This window comes from Rhizobium sp. 01T444 (assembly GCF_056398305.1).
Genome location: NZ_JBFTPD010000011.1, coordinates 116,441 through 136,033 on the forward strand (window position 1 = coordinate 116,441; position 19,593 = coordinate 136,033).

Annotated in this window: 22 protein-coding genes; 6 read left to right on the forward strand and 16 right to left on the reverse strand. The window is 60.8% G+C overall.

Translation table 11 applies throughout. The annotated features are described in order from the left end of the window. Positions 1 to 420, forward strand: a complete 420-nt coding sequence (locus AC1DTN_RS16955; RefSeq protein ID WP_477921860.1) for a GNAT family N-acetyltransferase — start codon at positions 1 to 3, stop codon at positions 418 to 420. Here AC1DTN_RS16955 and AC1DTN_RS16960 read toward each other — a convergent pair. Then, positions 417 to 1,433, reverse strand: a complete 1,017-nt coding sequence (locus AC1DTN_RS16960) for a DUF2125 domain-containing protein (RefSeq protein ID WP_477921862.1) — start codon at positions 1,431 to 1,433, stop codon at positions 417 to 419. The two genes, AC1DTN_RS16955 and AC1DTN_RS16960, sit on opposite strands and share 4 nt — an antisense overlap. Positions 1,434 to 1,483: 50 nt before the next feature. Between AC1DTN_RS16960 and AC1DTN_RS16965 the strand changes: the two genes are divergently transcribed. Further along, positions 1,484 to 2,017: a gamma-glutamylcyclotransferase gene (locus AC1DTN_RS16965; RefSeq protein WP_439016726.1), complete on the forward strand. Its 534-nt coding sequence runs from the start codon at positions 1,484 to 1,486 to the stop codon at positions 2,015 to 2,017. 79 nt (positions 2,018 to 2,096) lie between these two features. Here AC1DTN_RS16965 and AC1DTN_RS16970 read toward each other — a convergent pair whose 3' ends face one another. The 4 genes from AC1DTN_RS16970 to ftsE all read right to left on the reverse strand — a co-directional run bounded on the left by AC1DTN_RS16970 (position 2,097) and on the right by ftsE (position 5,436). Then, positions 2,097 to 2,894 carry a lysophospholipid acyltransferase family protein gene (locus tag AC1DTN_RS16970; RefSeq protein ID WP_439016725.1) on the reverse strand — a complete coding sequence of 266 codons (798 nt, stop codon included), beginning with the start codon at positions 2,892 to 2,894 and terminating at the stop codon, positions 2,097 to 2,099. Between the two features lie 89 nt (positions 2,895 to 2,983). Continuing rightward, positions 2,984 to 3,697: a YdcF family protein gene (locus AC1DTN_RS16975; protein ID WP_439016724.1), complete on the reverse strand. Its 714-nt coding sequence runs from the start codon at positions 3,695 to 3,697 to the stop codon at positions 2,984 to 2,986. Positions 3,698 to 3,764: 67 nt separating this feature from the next. Beyond that, positions 3,765 to 4,712, reverse strand: a complete 948-nt coding sequence (locus AC1DTN_RS16980; protein WP_405049741.1) for a cell division protein FtsX — start codon at positions 4,710 to 4,712, stop codon at positions 3,765 to 3,767. 64 nt (positions 4,713 to 4,776) lie between these two features. Then, complete coding sequence (ftsE, locus tag AC1DTN_RS16985; RefSeq protein ID WP_007825071.1) at positions 4,777 to 5,436, reverse strand: cell division ATP-binding protein FtsE; 660 nt, start codon at positions 5,434 to 5,436, stop codon at positions 4,777 to 4,779. A 206-nt stretch (positions 5,437 to 5,642) separates the two neighbouring features. Between ftsE and AC1DTN_RS16990 the strand changes: the two genes are divergently transcribed. From AC1DTN_RS16990 to AC1DTN_RS17000, 3 genes are all read left to right on the forward strand, one after another. Next, complete coding sequence (locus tag AC1DTN_RS16990; protein ID WP_439016723.1) at positions 5,643 to 6,308, forward strand: hypothetical protein; 666 nt, start codon at positions 5,643 to 5,645, stop codon at positions 6,306 to 6,308. A 110-nt stretch (positions 6,309 to 6,418) separates the two neighbouring features. After that, positions 6,419 to 6,961, forward strand: a complete 543-nt coding sequence (gene hpt / locus AC1DTN_RS16995) for a hypoxanthine phosphoribosyltransferase (RefSeq protein WP_007825075.1) — start codon at positions 6,419 to 6,421, stop codon at positions 6,959 to 6,961. A 119-nt stretch (positions 6,962 to 7,080) separates the two neighbouring features. Next, complete coding sequence (locus AC1DTN_RS17000) at positions 7,081 to 7,440, forward strand: response regulator (protein ID WP_112545534.1); 360 nt, start codon at positions 7,081 to 7,083, stop codon at positions 7,438 to 7,440. A 55-nt stretch (positions 7,441 to 7,495) separates the two neighbouring features. Here AC1DTN_RS17000 and AC1DTN_RS17005 read toward each other — a convergent pair whose 3' ends face one another. The 4 genes from AC1DTN_RS17005 to argH form a co-directional block, all read right to left on the reverse strand. After that, positions 7,496 to 10,129: a TIGR02302 family protein gene (locus AC1DTN_RS17005; RefSeq protein WP_477921866.1), complete on the reverse strand. Its 2,634-nt coding sequence runs from the start codon at positions 10,127 to 10,129 to the stop codon at positions 7,496 to 7,498. Between the two features lie 168 nt (positions 10,130 to 10,297). Next, positions 10,298 to 11,566, reverse strand: a complete 1,269-nt coding sequence (lysA, locus tag AC1DTN_RS17010) for a diaminopimelate decarboxylase (protein WP_439016721.1) — start codon at positions 11,564 to 11,566, stop codon at positions 10,298 to 10,300. A gap of 12 nt (positions 11,567 to 11,578) precedes the next feature. Continuing rightward, positions 11,579 to 11,773, reverse strand: coding sequence for an LPS translocon maturation chaperone LptM (gene lptM / locus AC1DTN_RS17015; protein ID WP_113319692.1), 195 nt, complete (start codon positions 11,771 to 11,773; stop codon positions 11,579 to 11,581). Positions 11,774 to 11,913: 140 nt separating this feature from the next. After that, entirely contained in the window at positions 11,914 to 13,317 is a 1,404-nt protein-coding gene (gene argH, locus AC1DTN_RS17020) for an argininosuccinate lyase (RefSeq protein ID WP_439016720.1), read from the reverse strand. Positions 13,318 to 13,343: 26 nt separating this feature from the next. Between argH and tlpA the strand changes: the two genes are divergently transcribed. Further along, positions 13,344 to 14,006: a thiol:disulfide interchange protein TlpA gene (gene tlpA, locus AC1DTN_RS17025; RefSeq protein ID WP_477921868.1), complete on the forward strand. Its 663-nt coding sequence runs from the start codon at positions 13,344 to 13,346 to the stop codon at positions 14,004 to 14,006. A gap of 181 nt (positions 14,007 to 14,187) precedes the next feature. Here the strand turns inward: tlpA and AC1DTN_RS17030 are convergent, their stop codons facing one another. From AC1DTN_RS17030 to AC1DTN_RS17060, 7 genes are all read right to left on the reverse strand, one after another. Then, positions 14,188 to 15,069 (reverse strand): 3-hydroxybutyryl-CoA dehydrogenase, encoded by an 882-nt coding sequence (locus AC1DTN_RS17030; protein ID WP_310384840.1) that lies wholly within the window; start codon positions 15,067 to 15,069, stop codon positions 14,188 to 14,190. Positions 15,070 to 15,216: 147 nt separating this feature from the next. Beyond that, positions 15,217 to 16,146, reverse strand: coding sequence for an electron transfer flavoprotein subunit alpha/FixB family protein (locus AC1DTN_RS17035; protein WP_477921869.1), 930 nt, complete (start codon positions 16,144 to 16,146; stop codon positions 15,217 to 15,219). A gap of 24 nt (positions 16,147 to 16,170) precedes the next feature. After that, positions 16,171 to 16,932: an electron transfer flavoprotein subunit beta/FixA family protein gene (locus tag AC1DTN_RS17040; RefSeq protein ID WP_113319688.1), complete on the reverse strand. Its 762-nt coding sequence runs from the start codon at positions 16,930 to 16,932 to the stop codon at positions 16,171 to 16,173. Positions 16,933 to 17,115: 183 nt separating this feature from the next. Beyond that, on the reverse strand, positions 17,116 to 17,901 hold the full coding sequence (locus AC1DTN_RS17045) for a rhomboid family intramembrane serine protease (protein WP_477921871.1): 786 nt from the start codon (positions 17,899 to 17,901) through the stop codon (positions 17,116 to 17,118). A 37-nt stretch (positions 17,902 to 17,938) separates the two neighbouring features. Next, the gene (locus AC1DTN_RS17050; protein ID WP_477921872.1) at positions 17,939 to 18,517 is read right to left on the reverse strand and encodes a cob(I)yrinic acid a,c-diamide adenosyltransferase; all 579 of its coding nucleotides are present in this window, start codon (positions 18,515 to 18,517) and stop codon (positions 17,939 to 17,941) included. 14 nt (positions 18,518 to 18,531) lie between these two features. Next, the gene (locus tag AC1DTN_RS17055) at positions 18,532 to 18,735 is read right to left on the reverse strand and encodes a twin transmembrane helix small protein (RefSeq protein WP_112571731.1); all 204 of its coding nucleotides are present in this window, start codon (positions 18,733 to 18,735) and stop codon (positions 18,532 to 18,534) included. A gap of 18 nt (positions 18,736 to 18,753) precedes the next feature. Then, a complete protein-coding gene (locus AC1DTN_RS17060) occupies positions 18,754 to 19,587 on the reverse strand; it encodes an SDR family oxidoreductase (protein ID WP_310384829.1) in 834 nt (277 codons plus the stop codon). Positions 19,588 to 19,593: the final 6 nt, after the last annotated feature.

Consider the following 19,593-nt stretch of genomic DNA (forward strand, 5'->3'; position numbering starts at 1 on the left):
ATGATCGAGATCGCGAAGCCGAGCCAGTCGGAGAAGGAATGGCTGCTTCGCGAGGATCACCATGTCGGCGAGGCCTGGATTTCGCGCTGCATCGATCTCGGCGAATATCTGATCGCCCGCGAGCAAGGCGAGATTGTCGGCTTCCTGCGCTTCTCCCGCTTCTGGGGCAGGATTCCCTACATGGAAATGATCCGGGTGCTGGATGGCCATCGCCGGTCCGGCGTCGGCACGGCGCTGTTTCTTGCCTGGGAAACGGAGATGCGCGAGAGCGGCGCGCGTCTTTTGATGACATCAAGCGAGTGCGATGAAAGCCGCCCGCAGGACTGGCATCGCCGCAACGGATTTTCTGAAACCGGGTCGATCGAACTGCCCGGCATCCAGACGGTGCCGGAAGTCTTCTTCCTTAAAAAACTCGATTAAACCGGCGGGATCTTGCCGAGCGGGATGAAGCCGCTCACTGTCGCATTGCCGTGATCGACGACCAGATCGACGGAAACCTTATCGCCGCCGCCGGCAAGCGCCTTCAACAGCTTGGTTGCGGTATCGACCGTCGAGGCGATATCGGGGAAGGCCTCCTTGATGCTCTTGCCCCAGGGGCCGAGTTGCTCGATCTCCAGCTTGAACTTGCCCGAGAGGAAGCCCTGTTCGTCGAAGGCGAAGGGGCCGGAAATGGTCATTACCTTGCCATCGCCGATATCGGCGACGATGCGGCGAAGCTCGCCCTGAGAGCCGTGGATGCCTTGTTCGTCGGTGCCGTCGATCATTCCGGCCTTGCCAATCAGCGTCAGGTCGGCGCTGGCGGAGAATTTCGGGAAGACCTGCGGCCAGTCCTTGACGATCGCATTGGCGTTTTCGACCGAGATTGCGCCGTCAAGATCCGCTCCGTTCTGCCGCAGGTGGATCTCGGTGCGGGCGGCATCGAAATTGACAGTCTGCCCGGTAAAGGAGGAGATGGCCACGGCCTTCAACCCGTCAATGACGGTCGAGGTGCGGTCGATGCCCTGCGCCTTGGTAACGAGGCTCGATTGCAGATTGTCCCATTGGGCATTGATGGTCAGGCCCTGCGCGGTGCGGATCTCGGCCGGGGAGTCGAGTTCCCAGACGATATGGCCGGGGGCATAGACCTGGGCGGCGGAGCGAAGCGCGCCGAAGGTGGCGGATATGCCGTTCACATTATCGTCCACATCCACCTTGGAGCAGAAAAGTCCGATGCGGAAAGGAAAGCCGCGGAATTCAATATCGGAGCACTCGCCGCTCACGCCCACTTCGGCACGAGGAGCGATTGCGGTCAGAACGGTCTGTTTCAACGCAGAGGCCGCATAGAACCAGCCGCCTGTATAGAGAGCGATCACCAGAAGGATAGCGCCGCCCAGCAACCAGAATTTCCTGCCGTTGCTGTATTGGCCGCTGCCGGATTGGCTTGACGCTGCCATGATGTTCTCCAATGGTGAAAACGAAATCTGATTTTGATCTGGCGTGCGATATGGACGAATTTTGGGTATTTGGCTACGGCTCGTTGATGTGGAATCCGGGCTTCGAATTCGTTGAGCGGTCGCAGGCATTGGTTTATGGCTACCGGCGCTCGCTCTGCGTCCGTTCTTTCGTGCATCGCGGCAGCCGCGAAAATCCCGGCCTTGTTCTCGGCCTCGACAGAGGCGGCGCCTGCCGCGGCATGGCTTTTCGCGTAGCGACAGAGAAATGGCATGAGGTGATTGATTATCTGCGCGCCCGCGAACTCGTCACAAACGTCTATCTGGAACGGCACCTGCCGTTGCAGCTTCCGGATGGTCGCAGTGCGCGGGCGGTCGCCTATGTGGTCGACCGCGCCCATGAGCAATATGCCGGCGCACTGGATGCGTTTGCCGCCGCACGGATCGTTAATGTCTCTGTCGGCCAGTCGGGCCCGAACGATGCCTATGTCTTCAATACGCTCGCGCATTTGAAGGAGATGGGCATTCGCGACCAGTGGCTGGAACAGGTGGTCGAGGAAGTCACGCGGCTGCGTGCCGCGGCTTAGATCCTTCCCGGAAAAGATCTATCTCTTTGTTTTTATGTAATTCCGACGCAAATCGCTGCACGCTTTTGCTGGAATTGTTTCAAGCCGTCGCGGCCTTTGCCTTGCGCAACTCGGCCAGCCTCTCTACCGCCGTCGGCGGCAGCGGCACATGCGGGTTGTGTTCGACCGTGTCGATCAGAAGCTGATCGCTGGCGCTTTCCGTCACGTCGATCAGATGGGCGAAGAACGCGTCGGGATCCATGCCAGGCATGATGGGCGGCAGGATCTGTACCTTGAAATGACCGGGATAACGCATGGTGCTGCGGCGCGGCCAGAACAGGCCGGGATGCATGACGATGGGTACGACCGGGAGCTGCAGGTCGCGATACATGCGGGCGATGCCATATTTGTACATCGGCTCGGCACCCGGTGGGCGTCGCGTGCCCTCGGGATAGATGATGAGCTGGCGGCCGGTGGCGAGCTCTTCCTTGGTGCGCTTCAACACCTCCACCATCACCTTGCCGCGCGCGCCACGATCGACCGGAATCATGCGCTGCCTCTTCGCGTACCAGCCGAAAAGCGGGATCCACATCAGCTCGCGCTTGAGGATATAGACCGGATCCTTGAGGTTGGGCAGCAGCGCATAAGTATCCCAGAAGGACTGATGCTTCGGCGCAATGATGTAGCTGCCGTCAGGCAGGTTCTCCAAGCCCTCGATCTCGAAAGTGGTGCCGACGATCACCCGCATCAGCCAGTGGTTCGAGCGCGCCCAGTTCTTGGGGACGTTGTAGGCGAGCTTGCGCGGCGCGATGAAGTAGAAGGGGGAGAGCACGATCATCCTGATGATGAGGTTGGCATAGAAGATCGTGTTGAACAGAACGGAACGCAGGGCGATCATGAAACTTTCCCGAGGCACGGTCACGCCGACCGGCCTACACGATATTGCCTGTCAGAAAAAGCGTCTGATTGCCGAAGTGCGTAAAAGCCTCAGTTCTGATCGGCCAGGCTGGCGGAACGCAGGCCGGTATGGCGCAGGCCGACGATGTTGCGCCCGCCTGCCAGCAGCACCTTGGCATACTCGGCCAGCATGACGCGCATGGCGTTCGGATCGGTGAACCAATCGCGTGTCTTCAGATCAGAATTGACGACGGGATAGGGAATGAACTCGATGTCAGGATCGACATAGGAGAGTTCGGCGAGGCTGCGCGGCATATGGTAGTTGTTGGTGACGACGAGGATGCTCTTATAGCCCTTTGCATGAATCCAGTTCGAGGCTTCCTCGGCGTTGCCGATCGTATCGAGCGCGTCATAGCCGATGTCGACACAGCAGGAAAAGAGATCGGCGGACCCTTGAGTCATCCTGCGGATCTGCGTCGGCGTGGTGGAGGGATGCGCACCAGAGATCAGCAGCCGCTTGCCGGCGCCTTTCTGCAGGAGTTCGACGGCCTGATCGATACGCTGGTAGCCGCCGGTCAGTACGATGATTGCGTCCGCCCGCGGCTCGGCAGGAGGCTTCAGGGTCGTGACCGAATCTGCAAAGCGTAAAAAACCGCCGAAGATCAGCGCGGCGATCAACACGCAGGAAAAGCCCATCCAGCGTAAGACGCGACGGATTGGGCCGCGTCGCGGCAAGACGTTCTCGGGGCGTTCATGCTCCGGGTCTGGGCGAATCGGATTGCGTGTCGTATGGCCCATCGTCATGAGTCGTGATTATACGCTGATTGCGGCGCGGAACAGACGCTTTCATGGCAAAACGGCATGGCTGCGATCAATTCACGATGCCGTCAGCCCGCGTCGGATCGGAACGTAATATATCGATTTCATAGATCGTGCGCATGACGGTGAGCCGCGCCGTCAGCGTCGTCAGCAGTGCGATCACGATCATCGTCGCGAAGATGCCGAGATAGCCGAGGGCGCCAACCGAAAATGTGCCGAAGAGGGCCGTTGCCTGATCGGTCTCGGGCGTGGCGATCGTCTTGCTCTGCAAGAAGCCGGCGGCGGCGAAAAAGAGGGCGGCCAGTGCGCTGCCGATCGCCGAACCCTTGAGGCTGATTTTCAGGAAATGCTTCTGGAATTCCGTTGCGACGAACGAGCTCTCGGCGCCGACAAAATGCAACACTTCGACGATGTGGCGGTTGCCCGAGAGCACGCCACGCGTCGCAAAGACCACTGTCAGCACCATGGCGGCGAAAACGAGCAGCAGGATGCCGGTGCCGATCATGACCGTCGTACGGGCCATCGCAACCAGCCGGTCGACCCAGGTACGGTGGTCATCGAGGAAGGCCTGCGGAATGCTTTCCTTCAGAAGGTCCCGCATTGCCGCAAAGTCGGGTGGATGGCTCTCGTCAATGGTGACGATGACGAGGCGCGGCACGGGAAGTTCCTTGATGTCCAGGCCGCTGCCGAGCCAGGGCTCCAGAAGGCGTGCGGTGGCGGCTTCGTCGACGATCTGACCACTCTTCGTGCCGACGAAGGTCAGCGCGATATCGCGGGCCTGGACGAGGGCCTTTTCCATGTCCAGATTGTCGTCCGGCTTGATCTGAATGGTGACTTCGCGGGAAATCTGGCTTTCCCAGCTCGCTGCCGTCGAGCGAACCATGCTGACGCCGCCGAGCGTTAGGCAGGCGAGGAAGGCCATGATGGCAATGACAACCATCAGCGCATTGCCCTGAATGTTTGATGGCGGCAGGATCGGTGCCGTGGGGCGCACGCGCATCTCCGGCCGCTTGGGCTGTTGGGCGGCAGCGGCGGGCGCCTTCGCGCGGGTCCTGGTGGGCGTTTTAGTCATAAATATCGAGATGCCCTTCCGAGAGGATCATGCGGCGGGCTTCCACCTGGTCCATCAGCGAGAGATCGTGGGTGGCGATCACCACTGCGGTGCCTAGACGGTTGAGTTCCATGAAGAGGTTCAGAAGGCGTTTGGCCATCGGCGGATCGACATTGCCGGTCGGCTCGTCGGCGAGCAGCACTTCCGGCCGATCCATCAGCGCGCGGGCGATCGCAGCACGCTGTTTCTCGCCACCCGAGAGCACCGGCGGCAGCACGTTGATGCGTTCGCCGAGCCCGACCCATTTCAAAAGTTCCAGCACGTCGGTCTTGTAGGTGCTTTCATCCTTGCCGCGCACGCGAAGCGGCAGGGCCACATTCTCATAGGTCGTCAGATGGTCGAGGAGACGAAAATCCTGAAAGACGATGCCGACGCGGCGACGCAGCAGCGGCAGCTCCGGACGAGGGATCTCGGATATGTCGCGCCCGAACATGCGGATCAGGCCGCGGGTCGGCTGCAGCGACATGAAGAGCAGGCGCAGCAGCGTGGTCTTGCCGGCGCCGGACGGGCCAGTCAGAAACTGGAAGGACTTTTTCGGGATGTCGAAAGTCAGGTCCCGGAGAATTTCCGGGCCCATACCATATCGCAAACCGACATTCTCGAAATGGATCAACGGGGTAGCTCAGTCTTTCGTGGTTTCACCGCATGACTTGTTAACCAACACCGTTAACAGCGGGTAAATTTTGCCGGAAAGACGCCCGTTTGATGGCGATCTTTGCGAAGCATTAACCATTGAAATTTACGACTGGGCTGGATTCGTTTCAATGCCAAGATTGTCTTAGGCAGCGAAACCATGTGGACATCCGAGAGGTCGCCACCATGGAAGCATCCTCCTTCAGACGACCGGCCGCCGGCCGGGCCTATGATTTTCTGCCGCCGGAGCGGGTTATCCGCCAACCCCGCCGCATGCCGCGCACGGATGACGTAGCCGATGCCGAATTCGTGGTCGTCGGTGAGGCGCGGCCGCAAGGTGCATCTGCCAGTGCCCGCGACGCGACCCAAAACGACAATCGCCGTCGTAGCGTTCCGCCCGAGACGCAGCCTCCGGTCTGGCTTGCCACCGCTGCCGCGGTCTTGCGTGGCATGGAGGTCTGGCTGCAACAGGCGTCGCTTCGGGGCTTTGCGGCACTGGTGATCTCGCTCTTCGTGCTGGTCTTCGGACTTGCCGGCGGGTTCTCCGGACTTTTGAAGAGTGGAGCGTCGCCGGCTACTACGCTCCACTTTTCGCATGTGACGATTACCCCGCGCGACGCCAATGGCATGCGCATCCTGCTGATCAACGGCATCGTCGAGAATGAAAGCGGCGTGACACAACAGGTCAAGCCGATCCGCGCCGATCTCGTCGCCGACGAGCGATTGACCGCCAGTATCGTCATCGCACCGCCGACGGATGCCATTTATGCAGGCCAGAGCCGCGGCTTTTCAGCCCGCGTGCAGCATGCCGGCGGCAAGGTGCCGGAGGTGCGGCTTTCGTTCATGCCATGAGCGCGAGGCGCGTTTTTGGATTGATCGATGGGAAAAACCTGTCTCTCCGGGGTGTTTCGCCGGAATTAATGTGCTAACGGCTTACCCTTCATTTTACGGAGCAAGCCTTTATGCCTGTCGTGCGCGGAAAAAACATCGAGCCGCTCTTCACTGCCGAGCAGATAGCCGAGCGCAATCATTCCATGGCGCAGGATATCGCCGCCGGTCCGACGAAGGACCTGCTGGTCATCGCCGTGCTCAAGGGCTCCTTTATTTTTGCGGCCGACCTGCTGCGCGCTCTGCATGATACCGGCCTTGCTCCCGAGGTCGAATTCATCACGCTCTCGAGCTATGGCGCGGGCACGGTTTCGCAGGGCGTGCGGATCGTCAAGGACATCGACAGCGACGTGAAGGACCGTGATGTCCTGCTGATCGACGACATCCTCGAATCCGGCCGTACGCTGCGGTTTGCCAAGGAATTGCTCTATGAGCGCGGCGCGCGCAACGTGACGATCGCCGTACTGCTCGACAAGCGGGTCAAGCGCAAGGAAGAGCTGGAAGCGGACTATGTCGGCTTCGAATGCCCCGACTATTTCGTCGTCGGCTACGGTATGGACGTTGCCTATGCTTTCCGCGAGCTGCCCTTCGTCGGCGTGGTTACCGGTGACGCGTAAGGCGTCCTGCTTCAAGACGGCTTGTTAACCATTCCGTCGATCCGCCGCGCGTGTTTACCGATCGCTAGGGAACGGCGTGCGATCTCGGTCGCGGGGCATGACGACGGAGCAATGCACAGATGGCAAAAATTCTGATCACGGAAGACGAGGATTCCCTTCGTACTTTCGTAGCCCGGGCACTACGCCTTGACGGTCATGAGACCGATGAAGCCGCCGACGGGGCGGAAGGGCTGGAAAAGTTGAAGGGCGGCAGCTACGACCTGCTGCTTTCAGATATCCGTATGCCGGTCATGGACGGCATCGAACTGGCGCATCAGGCGAAGGACGCCTTTCCGGCGCTGAAAATCCTGCTGATGACGGGCTATGCCGAACAGCGCGAACGGGCCGACGACCTCGCTGAAAAGATCATCGATGTCGTGCCGAAGCCGTTCGCCTTGCCAGACATCCGCAAGGCCGTGGCACGGGCGCTAGTGGCCTGACGTTTATGGCCCGGGCGTGCCTCCGAGGCACGCCAAAAGCCTCATCCTCCCAGCATCACTGAATATCCAGCAGCCGTTCGAGATATTGTCGCTCGATCGCCTGGGTCGGATTGTTGCCGAGCTTTTCGCGGATAGCGTCCAGAATCTCTCGGGCGCGCTGAACGTCGATCTCGTCGGGTATCTTCACATCGTTGTTCATGTCCGGCCCGAGGTCGGTCTGGCGCGGGCGGCCGAGCGGATCGCGGCCGTTCTGGTTGCCCTGGCCGAGTTGGCCGTTCGGGCCCTGCTGTCCTTGTTGACCCTGCTGCGCCTGCATCATCTGGCTCATCATGTCACGTGCGCCCTGTCGCAGGGCTTCGAGAGCCCGGCCCTGGCCTTCCACGGCGCTGCTGCCGTTGCCCTGGCCGAGGTCACGGCCGGCACCTTCCATCTCGCGCTGTGCCTGACCGAAGCCTTCGCCTGGCTTCATACCCATATCGCCAAGGCTCTTCTGCAGTTCCTGCAACTGCTTGCCGAGTGCATCCTGCTGGCCACGGAGCTGCTTTAACGCTTCGCGCAGTTGCTCGGCCGTCATCTGGTCGCCGGGCTGTTGGCCTTGCTGCTCCTGCTGGCCCTGCTGTTGTTGCTGCTGGCCTTCCTCGCCCGGCATCATGTCGTCCATGTTGGGATCGCCGCGCTGCATGCGGTCGCGAAGCTGCTGGTCGAGGCGGAAAGTCTCGTCCATCAGCTTCTGCTGGTCGCGCAGGATCTGGCCGAGCTTGTTCATCTGCTGCGTCAGCTGGCTGTTTTCCTGCTGCTGGCCGCGCTGCGGACGGGCCGTCTGCAGGTTGTTCATCAGCCGCTGCAGGTCGGAGAGCATCTGCTGGGCGGCATCGCGATTGCCGGAGCGTGCCAGGTTTTCGATCTGGTCCATCATGCGCTGCAGATCCTGCTGGCGCAGGAAATTCTGGGCATTCTGGTTCGGCTGCATTGGCATGTTCTGCAGGCGCTGGGCGAGCTCGTTCATATAATCCTGCATCGCCTTGCGCAGCTCATCCATCAGTTTCTTGATTTCGGCATCAGGAGCATTGCGGTTCAGCGCATCGGCAAGGTTCTGCTGGGCGTCGCGCAGTCGCCGTTCGGCCAGCGAAAGATCACCTTCCTCGATGCCGAGGGCGATGTCCCAGAGATATTGGGCTGTATCCTTGAGCTGCTCATCACCCTTGGCGAGCTGCATGCGGGTCAGCGCGGACTCGATCAGCAGGTAATGGGTGGTGTTCGGGATCGTCTCCTCGGGCCGGATCGTCAGGGCTTCGTTGAGCGCGATCGCCTCGGGCATCTTGCGGGTATCGAGAGCGAAGGTCTGGCGCTCTTCGGCGACAGCCGCAGCCAGCGGCTCGCTGAACGGACGCGACGGCATGATCATCTCATAGGGCGGGCTGCGGCCCGTCTGTCCGGCAGCATCCTTGGCGACGAGGGTGATGCGCACGCGTTTGCCGGCCAGCGGATGTTCGGTCAGGTTCTTGCTCGTCAGGCCCTTGCCGTCACGCGCGTTGCGGCGGGGAATGTCCAGCCGGAACTCCGGCAGCGGGTAGAGCGGTGTTGCGGCCGGATCGGATTCGACCGGCACGATCTCGGCATGAGCCTCCTGCACGCCGTAATCGTCCTTCACCGTGAAGCCGATTTCCAGCGCGCCGTTGACGGCGCGGCGCGGCATGCCGTCGAAGGCGATTTCCGGCGCCTTGTCGGGCAGCACGTCGAAATTCCAGGTGCGGTCGTTTGCCTGCAGTGCGCCATTCTCCTCAAGCTTCATGATGTGCGTCTGCGCCATCAACTGAGGTGCGACTGGAGCGCCCGAAACCTGTTGGGCATCGGCATTTGTGGCTGGCTGCTGCGGCCGGGTGTCTTCCTGAACAGCGATTTCCTGGCTTTCGCCATTGGCCTTCCTGAACAGCACCTTCTCGGCCGATTGGCCGCCGCTGACGCGCACCGTCAGGCTGGAAAACTGCGGAACACCGATCGGCGCCTGTTCACTGCCATCGGCCGTCAGATAGATCGGCGCGCGGCCAGTATAGGAGGGCGGGGTCACCCATGCGTCGACACGCACGGCCGGATTGCTCGTAACCTGTGCAGGTGCAGGCTGAAATGCATCGGCGACAGAGCCGCCGTTGATGGACAGCGAATAACCGAAGGCGGTGACAACAAGCAGCGCTGGAATTGCACGCAACGCGAAGCGGTCGTGCCGGGCGATATCGGGTCGCGGCAGGCCGGCGTCCAATGTCGCGATCTTCCGCGCCATGCGCGTCTGGTGTTCACGCCACAGGGCGCGGGAGAAAGGCGTATCGAAGGCGGGCTCATCCCCCTGCACCATGACTGGCTGGTGCGGCAGGCCGTTACGCTCTTCCAGCATGCGGTCGGCATCGACAACCTGTGGCCAGCGAAGATTACGGAACGGCAGCAGGGAAACAAGGAAGCCAGCGGCAAAGGCGATCAGCAGGAGGATGCGCAGCCAGTCCGGTACAAAGCGGAAGAAGCCGAACCAGGAGACCGAGAGATAAATCGCGATGACGGAAAGGGCGGGCACCAGCAACGGAAGGACCTGCTCGGCAAAAAGCACGATCCGGGCCAAGAAACGCTTTGCCGCCACCAGCCGCGCAAGAGAGGGTTGAAGCGCGAATGCGCCTTTCTTCTGCCTTGCGGGGCTTGTCATCAATCCGGTCTCCGCGATCTGGTGTTCAGGGAACAGAGGGCGCTTCCGGCGATTGCTGGGCAATACGCTCACGAAAGAAAAGGATAACACTCTTTGTGGCGAAGGCGAGGGCGAGCACCGGTCAATACCGGTTTTTCGCGTGTGGTCGCCAAAAAGTGATTGCGACTTTTAGTCCAGCCAAGCCGGAACGGAATCGAGACCGATCAACTCCGAATAAGTGCGGCGAGGACGAACCACATGGAATTCGTCACCCTTGACCAGTACTTCAGGCACCAGAAGGCGGCTATTATAGGTGCCAGCCTGGACCGCGCCATAGGCGCCGGCCGTGCTGACGGCCAGGAGGTCGGCCGGCTTCGGGGTCGCCATTTCCCGGTCCAGAGCGAGGTAATCGCCGGTCTCACAGACGGGGCCGACGACATCGGCGCGGATGCGCGGCGCGTTGGCGGCCGAAATCACCACGGGGCGGATCTCATGATAGGCCTCATAGAGTGTCGGGCGGATAAGGTCGTTCATCGCGCCGTCGACGATCACAAAGGTCTTCTCGCCGCCATCCTTCACGTAGATGACTTCGGTCACGAGGATACCGGCATTGCCGACGATCAGGCGGCCAGGCTCGGTAATGATCTTACAGTTCAGCGCGCGAAGCTGGTTCTTGACGATCGCGGCATAGGCGTCCGGCAGTGGCGGCGGGTTGTTGTCGTCCTTGTAGGGAATGCCGAGGCCGCCGCCGATATCGACGTGGTGGATGTTATGGCCGTCGGCGCGCAACGTGTTGACCAGATCGTGCAGCAGCTTGAAGGCATCGTCGAAGGGCTGCAGCTCGGTGATCTGGCTGCCGATATGCATGTCGATGCCGGTTACTTCGATGCCGGGCAGGCTGGCGGCGCGGGCATAGATGGCGCGGGCGCGCTCCCAGGAGATGCCGAACTTGTTTTCCTTCTTGCCGGTCGAAATCTTCGCATGGGTGCGGGCATCGACATCGGGATTGATGCGGAAGGAAACGGGCGCCTTCTTGCCGGCGCGCACGGCACGCTGATTGAGGACTTCGAGTTCCGGTTCGGATTCGACGTTGAAGCAGTAGATGCCGGCTTCGAGTGCGTAATCCATCTCATTCGGTGTCTTGCCGACGCCGGAGAACATGATGCGATTGGCGGGAATTCCGGCGGCAAGCGCGCGGCGCAACTCGCCCTCGGAAACCACGTCGATGCCGGCGCCGAGCCGGCCGAGCGTCTTCAGCACGGCCTGGTTCGAATTGGCCTTCATCGCGTAGCAGACCATGGAATCGACATCGCCGAAAGCCTCGGAGAAGACCCGGTAATGGCGCTCGAGCGTTGCTGTCGAATAGACGTAGAAGGGCGTGCCGACCGCCTTGGCGATCTCGGGAACGGGAACGTTCTCGGCGTAGAGAATGCCGTCGCGGTACTCGAAATGGTTCACGGTAGCCGGGCCTTAGAGAAGGGGATCGAGAATGAAGGGCTTATCGACGGTGCCAGGCTGTTTCGTCGGCTTGGAAACATCGCCACCCTTCGTCGCGTTGGCGCTCGGCGGATCGAGGTCGCCCTTGCGGCCGCATCCGGCAACGGCAAGGCCGATGACGGCAAAAACCACCGTAAGGCGGATGAAATGCGGCAAGCTCATCTGCATGAATATCCTCATATCGGGCACGGGGCACTGGCTGGCATCTTCATAGCGAAGTTTATCAGCCTTGTGCACCCCGATTGTTGAAGCTTCGGCCTGTGTGCATTTCCGGGCGGCGGACGGTCTCCATTTCGCCCGGAAATGACTTAATTGCGAGCGCGCCAATAGGCGATCTGCTTCCTGACTTCCGAAGGTGCCGTACCGCCGAAGCTTTTGCGGCTGGCGACCGAAGCTTCGACCGTCAGCACGTCATAGACCTTGTCGGTGATGGCGGGATTGATCGCCTGCAGATCGGCAAGCGGAAGCTCCGAGAGATCGCAGCCCTTGCTTTCGGCAAGTGCGACAGCACGGCCGGTGACATGGTGGGCGTCGCGGAAGGGAAGGCCCGCCTCGCGCACTAGCCAGTCGGCGAGATCCGTCGCGGTCGAATAACCGGATCCGGCAGCCGCTTTCATTCTGACAGTGTTGATCGTCATGTCGCGCACCATGCCGGTCATGGCGGCAATCGCCAGTTCCAGGTTTTCGGCGGCGTCGAAGACCTGTTCCTTGTCTTCCTGCATGTCCTTGGAATAGGCGAGCGGCAGGCCCTTCATGATCGTCAGCAGGGCGATCAGCGAGCCGTTGATGCGACCGGTCTTGGCGCGCACCAGCTCGGCCGCATCAGGGTTCTTCTTCTGCGGCATGATGGAGGAGCCGGTCGAGAAGGCGTCGGAGAGGCGAACGAAGCCGAATTGCGGCGTCGACCAGATGACGATTTCTTCGGCGAGGCGCGAAAGATGCACGGCGCAGATCGCGGCAATCGCCAGGAATTCGATGGCGAAATCGCGGTCGGAAACGGTGTCTATCGAGTTGCGGGTCGGCTCGCGGAAGCCGAGAGCCTTGGCCGTCATGTGACGGTCAATCGGATAGCCGGTGCCGGCGAGCGCTGCCGCACCGATCGGGCTTTCGTCCAGATGTTCAATCGCATGGCGAACGCGCGAGCGATCGCGGCCGAACATTTCCACATAAGCCATGCAGTGGTGGCCGAAGGTGACCGGCTGGGCGGTCTGAAGATGCGTGAAGCCGGGCATGACGCTGTCGGCATGTTCTTCGGCGCGGTCGAGGAAGGCGGCGATCAGGTTGGTCAGCATGGCCTCGGTTTTCTGCAGCTCTTCTTTCACCCAGAGGCGGAAGTCGAGCGCTACCTGGTCATTGCGCGAGCGGGCAGTATGAAGGCGACCGGCGGCGGGGCCGATCAGGGTCGCGAGCCGGGCCTCGACATTCATATGGATGTCTTCGAGCTGACGAGAGAACTCGAAATTGCCGCTTTCGATTTCTGACAGGATCGTGTTTAGCCCGTGAACGATCTTGTCCTTATCGTCGGCAGAAATGATGCCCTGATGGGCGAGCATCGTGGCGTGGGCGATCGATCCGCGGATATCCTGGGCAAACAGCTTCTTGTCGAAACCGATCGAGGCATTTATCTCCTCCATGATCGCATCGGGGCCGGAGGCGAAACGTCCGCCCCACATCTGGTTGGAGGATTTGGTGTCCGTGTTGTCCTCGGCCATGGAAGATGCCCGTCCTGGAGAATGAAATGACGACGAAAAAACCCTTCGGCCTGCCGTCGGTGAAACTGATCGCAATCGCTGCCGTTGCTGGCATTGTTGCCGGTGCGGCAGCGGTATACGTGAAGGAGACGGGCATTGGCAATGGTATCGGCGATACGGCTTCGGCCGAGTGCCCGCTGACGAAGGAGCGCGCCGCCAATCTGACGCCGCTCATGAAGGGCCAGGTTGCCGCAATGGTTGCCGCCAACCAGCCGAAGAAGCTTGGAACCGTCGCCTTCAACGGCCCTGACGGTAAGCCGATGACGCTCGATCATTTCTCCGGCAAGACCGTGCTTCTCAATCTCTGGGCCACATGGTGCGTGCCCTGCCGTGAGGAGATGCCGGCGCTGAATGCGCTGGAGAAAGAGATGGGCAGCGACAAGTTCCAGGTCGTGCCGGTCAATATCGATACTGGTGACGATGAGAAGCCGAAGGCGTTTCTCAACGAAATCGGTGTGGATGCTTTGCAGCTCTACCGTGACAACACGATCGGTGTTTTCAACAGCCTGAAGAAGGAGGGCCTGGCCTTCGGTCTTCCGGTGACGCTCCTGCTTGATGACAAGGGCTGCCTGATCTCAGCTATGAATGGCCCGGCTGCCTGGGACAGCGAGGATGCCAAGGCGCTGATCAAAGGTGCGGTGGGTTCGTAAGAGCGGCCGTCAGGAGTCGCCGGCGCCGCGAATGAGGAAGACGCCTGCAAGTCCGATCAGGACGCCGCACTGCAGCAGGAACATCGGCAATTCGCTCGACATGGCATTTTCCTTCCGTTCGACGGAAGGAAAGCATGTCTCGGGCGTTTGTTCCATTCACCCGTTCTGATGACGGACGAGCCTAGCGCGTCGGAACCGGCGTTTCGCCACGATAATCGTAGAAGCCGCGACCGGATTTGCGGCCGAGCCAGCCGGCTTCGACATATTTCACAAGCAGCGGGCAAGGGCGGTATTTGCTGTCGGCGAGGCCGTCATGCAGCACCTGCATGATCGAGAGGCAGGTATCGAGCCCGATGAAATCGGCAAGCTGCAGCGGCCCCATCGGATGGTTGGCACCGAGCTTCATGGCGGTATCGATCGCATCGACCGTGCCGACGCCCTCGTACAGCGTATAGATCGCTTCGTTGATCATCGGCAGTAGGATGCGATTGACGATGAAGGCCGGGAAATCCTCGGCGACTGTGACCGTCTTTTCCAGCGACGCGACGAATTCCCTGGCGGCAGAGAAGGTCGCTTCCTCGGTCGCGATGCCGCGCACCAGCTCCACGAGCTTCATGACCGGAACCGGGTTCATGAAATGGATGCCCATGAAGCGCTCGGGGCGGTCTGTCGCGGACGCAAGACGTGTGATCGACAGCGAGGAGGTGTTGGTGGCAAGGATCGCTTCCGGCTTCAGTACCGGACAGACCTGCGCATAAATCTTGCGCTTGACACTTTCATCCTCGGTCGCCGCCTCGATGACCAGATCGGAGGGGGCGAGATCGTTGACATCGGCTGAGCCGGTGATGTGCGCAAGCGCTGCACTGCGCTCTTCATCGGTCATCTTGCCGTTCGTCACCTGACGCGCAAAATTGCCGTTGATGGTGGCAAGGCCGGACTCGATACGATCCTGCGACAGATCGTAGATGTGAACCTTGTATCCTGCGGCGGCCGAAACATGCGCGATGCCGCAGCCCATCTGGCCCGCACCAATGATACCAATATTCTTCAACACCGCGCTCATCTCCAACCCCCGCCCGGCATACACCCCCGCGCTGCCGGTATTTTTATATGAAATTGCCGGACGAAAGATCGCCCGGCAAAAGTAGTAGACCGATAGAAGACAATTTTCCAGTCATTCGCAAGTGCGAAAAGAAGGCAATCTGCCCGATCAGAGGGCTTTTTCGAGCTCCGGCAGGACATCGAAGAGATCGGCGACAAGTCCATAGTCGGCAATCTGGAAGATCGGAGCCTCCTCGTCCTTGTTGATCGCGACAATGACCTTCGAGTCCTTCATGCCGGCGAGATGCTGGATAGCGCCTGAGATGCCGCAGGCGATGTAGAGCTGCGGGGCGACGACCTTGCCGGTCTGGCCGACCTGCCAGTCGTTCGGGGCGTAGCCGGCATCGACGGCGGCGCGCGATGCACCCACGGCAGCACCGAGCTTATCGGCGACCGGCAGGATGACTTCCTTGAACTTTTCGGCTGAACCGAGCGCACGACCGCCGGAAATGATGATCTTGGCGGAGGTCAGTTCCGGTCGCTCGGAGGCCGACAGTGCGTCGGACACGAAATTCGAAAGGCCTGGACCAGAAACCGCCGGAATTACTTCGACGGTAGCCGGGCCGCCCTCGGAAGCGGAGGCGAAAGAGGCGGTGCGCACGGTGATGACCTTCTTGGCGTCGGTCGCCTGCACCGTCTGGATCGCATTGCCGGCATAGATCGGGCGCTTGAAGGTGTCGGGAGAAACCACTTCGATGATTTCAGAGACCTGGGCGGCATCGAGGAGCGCTGCGACACGCGGCATGACGTTCTTGCCGGTGGAGGTGGCAGCGGCGACGATGGTGTCATAGCTGCCAGCCAGCGAAATGATCAAATCGGCGAGCGGTTCGGCAAGGTTGTTGGCGAGCTCGTCGCTTTCGGCGAGCAGCACCTTGGAGACGCCGGAAAGCTTGGCAGCCGCGTCTGCGGCTGCCTTTGCGCCCTTACCGGCGACGAGGATGTGAACATCTCCGCCGATCTGAGACGCAGCCGTCAGGGCCTTGGCAGTCTGGTCGGAAAGGCTCGCGTTGTCGTGGTCAGCCAGAAGAAGAATGGCCATTATCGTGTTCTCCCTTTCCAGATCTCAGAGTACGCCGGCTTCGTTCTTGAGCTTGTCGATAAGCTCGGCGACCGATTTCACCTTCACGCCTGCCTTGCGGCCGGATGGTTCTTCCGTCTTCAGCACCTTGAGGCGCGGCGCGGTGGAAACGCCGAAATCAGCCGGGCTCTTCTTGTCGAGCGGCTTCTTTTTCGCCTTCATGATGTTCGGTAGCGTAGCATAGCGCGGCTCGTTCAAGCGCAGGTCGGTCGTCACGACGGCCGGAAGCTTGACCTTGATGGTCTGCAGGCCGCCATCGATCTCACGGGTGACCGTCGCCGTTGCAGATTCTCCGGCGCCGGCGATCTCGACCTTGGAGGCGAAGGTCGCCTGGGCGGAGCCGAGAAGGGCTGCAAGCATCTGGCCGGTCTGGTTGGAATCATCGTCGATTGCCTGCTTGCCGACAATGATGAGGCCTGGCTTTTCAGCGTCTGCAACACCCTTGAGGATCTTTGCGACTGCGAGCGGCTCGACGGCGTCATCGGTTTCAACGAGGATGGCGCGGTCGGCGCCCATGGCGAGCGCGGTTCGCAAAGTTTCCTCGGCCTTGGCCGGGCCGATCGAGACGACGACCACTTCCTCGGCCTTGCCGGCTTCCTTCAGGCGAAGGGCCTCCTCAACCGAAATCTCGTCGAACGGGTTCATCGACATCTTGACGTTGGCAAGGTCGACGCCCGATCCATCCGGCTTGACACGGATCTTCACGTTGTAATCGACAACGCGCTTGACTGGGACGAGAATTTTCATGGGGTCCTTCCTTCGAACAGAGATGGGCCTTCAACAGAGACTTCTGGGAAAATGCGCGCTTGGACGCTGCTCCGATTGTCGAATGGCGACATGGATACGCGTTTTTCCTCCAAATACAACGCTTCCGTGACGCAGCCAGCCGATTTGGATGGCAATATATTAACGTTTACGTTCACGTCAATATTAATGCTTGTCCCGTCCCCAGGGCAGGCGCGGCGGCACGGGCATGCCGGAGGCGGTGACACGGATGGGGACCGGCCGATCGCGAACGGCACGTGGAGTGACGATCTGCCGGTCCAAGAGCGGCACGCCTGGCCGGCGCAGGATGAGAATGAGCAGGGCGCCAGCGATGATGCCGCCGACATGCGCGCCCCACGAGACGTTCCCGTCAGGATCGATCAGTAGCATGAAAAACTGCTGACCAACCCAGAGCAGGAGTGGGATGAAGGCCGGCAGCGGTAATGGCACGCGGAAGAAGACCAACACCCAGACCCGCACGCGCGGATGCAGCATCAGATAGGCCGCCACCACGCCGGAAATTGCGCCCGATGCACCGACGAGGGGCGCTTCCGATGTCGTCGACAGCAGGCCATGGCAAAGGGCACCGGCCGCAGCGCAGGCGAGGTAGAAGACGAGGAAACGCAGATGTCCCATCGCATCCTCGACATTGTCGCCGAAGACCCAGAGGAAGATCATGTTGCCGGCAAGATGCCAGAAGCTTGTATGGATGAAGGAATAGGTGATGTAGGTAGCGGCTTCCGGCACGATCTCCAGTCCTGGCGCCAGCATTGCATGGCCGAAGATGATAGCCGGGATATAGCCGAGGCCGATGGTTGCCGCCTGCGCGACTTGATCGCTTTCGACTGCCGTGAAGATCCAGGCGACTATGTTTGCCGCCATCAGGCCGAGTGTGACCCACTGAACCTTAATGTGTTTCAGCGTATTGGCATCGTGCAGTGGTATGAACATGAAGGCCTGCCCCCGGGCGATCGTGACGGCTGCGAACCTACCTGTTTTTTCCGGGAACCCAAAGCACATCTGCCTTGCCACCATTATTTGCATGACGAGCGGCTACGAACAGGAAATCGGAGAGGCGGTTGACGTATTGAAGTGCTGCGGCGCTGACGATTTCTCCGTCGCTTCGGGCAAGCGCCACCATCAGCCGTTCGGCGCGGCGTGCGATCGTACGGGCGAGGTGCAGATGGGCGGCCGCAGCGCTGCCGCCGGGCAAAACGAAGGATTTCAGCGGCTGCAGGTCGGCGTTCAGCCCGTCGATATCCTGCTCCAGCCGTGTGACCTGGCTTTCGACGATGCGCAGCGGCTCGTAAGCCGGCGGCTCAGCGGTTTCAGGCGTGGCGAGATCGGCGCCGAGATCGAAGAGGTCGTTCTGGATCAGCGCCAGCATGGCGTCGAGTTCGGCCAGGTCTGCCGTATGCAGCCTTGCGACGCCGATGGCCGAATTGGTTTCGTCGATGGTTCCGTAGGCCTCGACGCGCAGGTCGTGCTTGGCGCGGCGTGGACCGGAGACCAGCGCGGTCGTGCCGTCATCGCCGGTTCTGGTGTAGATCTTGTTGAGCTTTACCATCGGCGGCTCGCAGATCAGCTCGGGCGTCCGCCGCCGGTCAGCCAGAGCGTCAGCATGATCAGGACGACGGCGATCGCCTGCAGCAGCACGCGCAGCTGCATCAGCTTGTTGGAAAGGTTCGCATCGCCACCTTTCATCATGTTGAACAGGCCGCGGATCAACACAAGAGCGACGAGGCCCATGACGATGATCGCGATGACATAGGTGACCGTGGACATGGCAGTCTCTTCTCTTCTTCAGTCCGTCCAGCGCATCAGGCGGTAGAAGAGATTGGCCGGAAGCAGCCTCTTCAACAATATGCCCTGTTTAGCCGGAATCGTTACGGGATAATGTGGCTTCGGATTTTTCGAGTTCAATGCACGCGTCAATACTGCATAGACCGCCTCGGGGCCAAGTTTGTGGCGGTTGACCGGACCTGAGCCTTCAAGGCGGGCAAGCTGTCTGCGGTATTCGACCGCATGGGGCGAGTTTTCCAGGTCGACATGTTCTTTGATCTTTGCCAGCGCGTTTGCCGTAAAGCGGCTGGTGATCGGTCCCGGCTCAATCAGGCTCACATGAATGCCGCTTCCCTGCAGTTCCATGCGCAGGGTGATGCTCAAGCCTTCGAGCGCGAATTTCGACGCCGTGTAGGCGCCGCGATAGCGGTAGGGCAGGAGGCCGAGAATCGAGGAACATTGCACGATGCGGCCCTGGCCGCGCCGGCGCATGAAGGGAATGACCAGCCTGGTCAGCTCGTGCCAGCCAAAAACATTGGTCTCGAACTGGTCGCGCAGCGCCTGCGTCGACAGATCTTCCACCGCTCCCGGCTGCCCATAGGCGCCATTGTTGAACAGTGCATCGATCCTGCCTCCGCTGCGCTCGGCCACCGCATCCACCAGTGCCGAAATCGTCTCGGGCTGTGTGTAGTCCATCAGGAAGGCTTCGATGCCGTCCGCTTCAAGCGACGACAGATCCGCCACCTTGCGTACCGTGGCGAAGACACGCCAGCCGTCCGCTTTCAGGGCGCGCGCGCAATAGGCGCCGATGCCGGAAGAGCATCCGGTTACGACGATGGTGCGCTGATCGGCCATTCAATG

Coding starts and splice junctions, on each gene's coding strand:
- AC1DTN_RS16955 (WP_477921860.1), top strand. CDS start 1: ATGATCGAGATCGCGAAGCCGAGCCAGTCGGAGAAGGAATGGCTGCTT.
- AC1DTN_RS16960 (WP_477921862.1), bottom strand. CDS start 1,433: ATGGCAGCGTCAAGCCAATCCGGCAGCGGCCAATACAGCAACGGCAGG.
- AC1DTN_RS16965 (WP_439016726.1), top strand. CDS start 1,484: ATGGACGAATTTTGGGTATTTGGCTACGGCTCGTTGATGTGGAATCCG.
- AC1DTN_RS16970 (WP_439016725.1), bottom strand. CDS start 2,894: ATGATCGCCCTGCGTTCCGTTCTGTTCAACACGATCTTCTATGCCAAC.
- AC1DTN_RS16975 (WP_439016724.1), bottom strand. CDS start 3,697: ATGACGATGGGCCATACGACACGCAATCCGATTCGCCCAGACCCGGAG.
- AC1DTN_RS16980 (WP_405049741.1), bottom strand. CDS start 4,712: ATGCGCGTGCGCCCCACGGCACCGATCCTGCCGCCATCAAACATTCAG.
- AC1DTN_RS16990 (WP_439016723.1), top strand. CDS start 5,643: ATGGAAGCATCCTCCTTCAGACGACCGGCCGCCGGCCGGGCCTATGAT.
- hpt (WP_007825075.1), top strand. CDS start 6,419: ATGCCTGTCGTGCGCGGAAAAAACATCGAGCCGCTCTTCACTGCCGAG.
- AC1DTN_RS17000 (WP_112545534.1), top strand. CDS start 7,081: ATGGCAAAAATTCTGATCACGGAAGACGAGGATTCCCTTCGTACTTTC.
- AC1DTN_RS17005 (WP_477921866.1), bottom strand. CDS start 10,129: ATGACAAGCCCCGCAAGGCAGAAGAAAGGCGCATTCGCGCTTCAACCC.
- lptM (WP_113319692.1), bottom strand. CDS start 11,773: ATGCAGATGAGCTTGCCGCATTTCATCCGCCTTACGGTGGTTTTTGCC.
- argH (WP_439016720.1), bottom strand. CDS start 13,317: ATGGCCGAGGACAACACGGACACCAAATCCTCCAACCAGATGTGGGGC.
- tlpA (WP_477921868.1), top strand. CDS start 13,344: ATGACGACGAAAAAACCCTTCGGCCTGCCGTCGGTGAAACTGATCGCA.
- AC1DTN_RS17030 (WP_310384840.1), bottom strand. CDS start 15,069: ATGAGCGCGGTGTTGAAGAATATTGGTATCATTGGTGCGGGCCAGATG.
- AC1DTN_RS17035 (WP_477921869.1), bottom strand. CDS start 16,146: ATGGCCATTCTTCTTCTGGCTGACCACGACAACGCGAGCCTTTCCGAC.
- AC1DTN_RS17040 (WP_113319688.1), bottom strand. CDS start 16,932: ATGAAAATTCTCGTCCCAGTCAAGCGCGTTGTCGATTACAACGTGAAG.
- AC1DTN_RS17045 (WP_477921871.1), bottom strand. CDS start 17,901: ATGTTCATACCACTGCACGATGCCAATACGCTGAAACACATTAAGGTT.
- AC1DTN_RS17050 (WP_477921872.1), bottom strand. CDS start 18,517: ATGGTAAAGCTCAACAAGATCTACACCAGAACCGGCGATGACGGCACG.
- AC1DTN_RS17055 (WP_112571731.1), bottom strand. CDS start 18,735: ATGTCCACGGTCACCTATGTCATCGCGATCATCGTCATGGGCCTCGTC.
- AC1DTN_RS17060 (WP_310384829.1), bottom strand. CDS start 19,587: ATGGCCGATCAGCGCACCATCGTCGTAACCGGATGCTCTTCCGGCATC.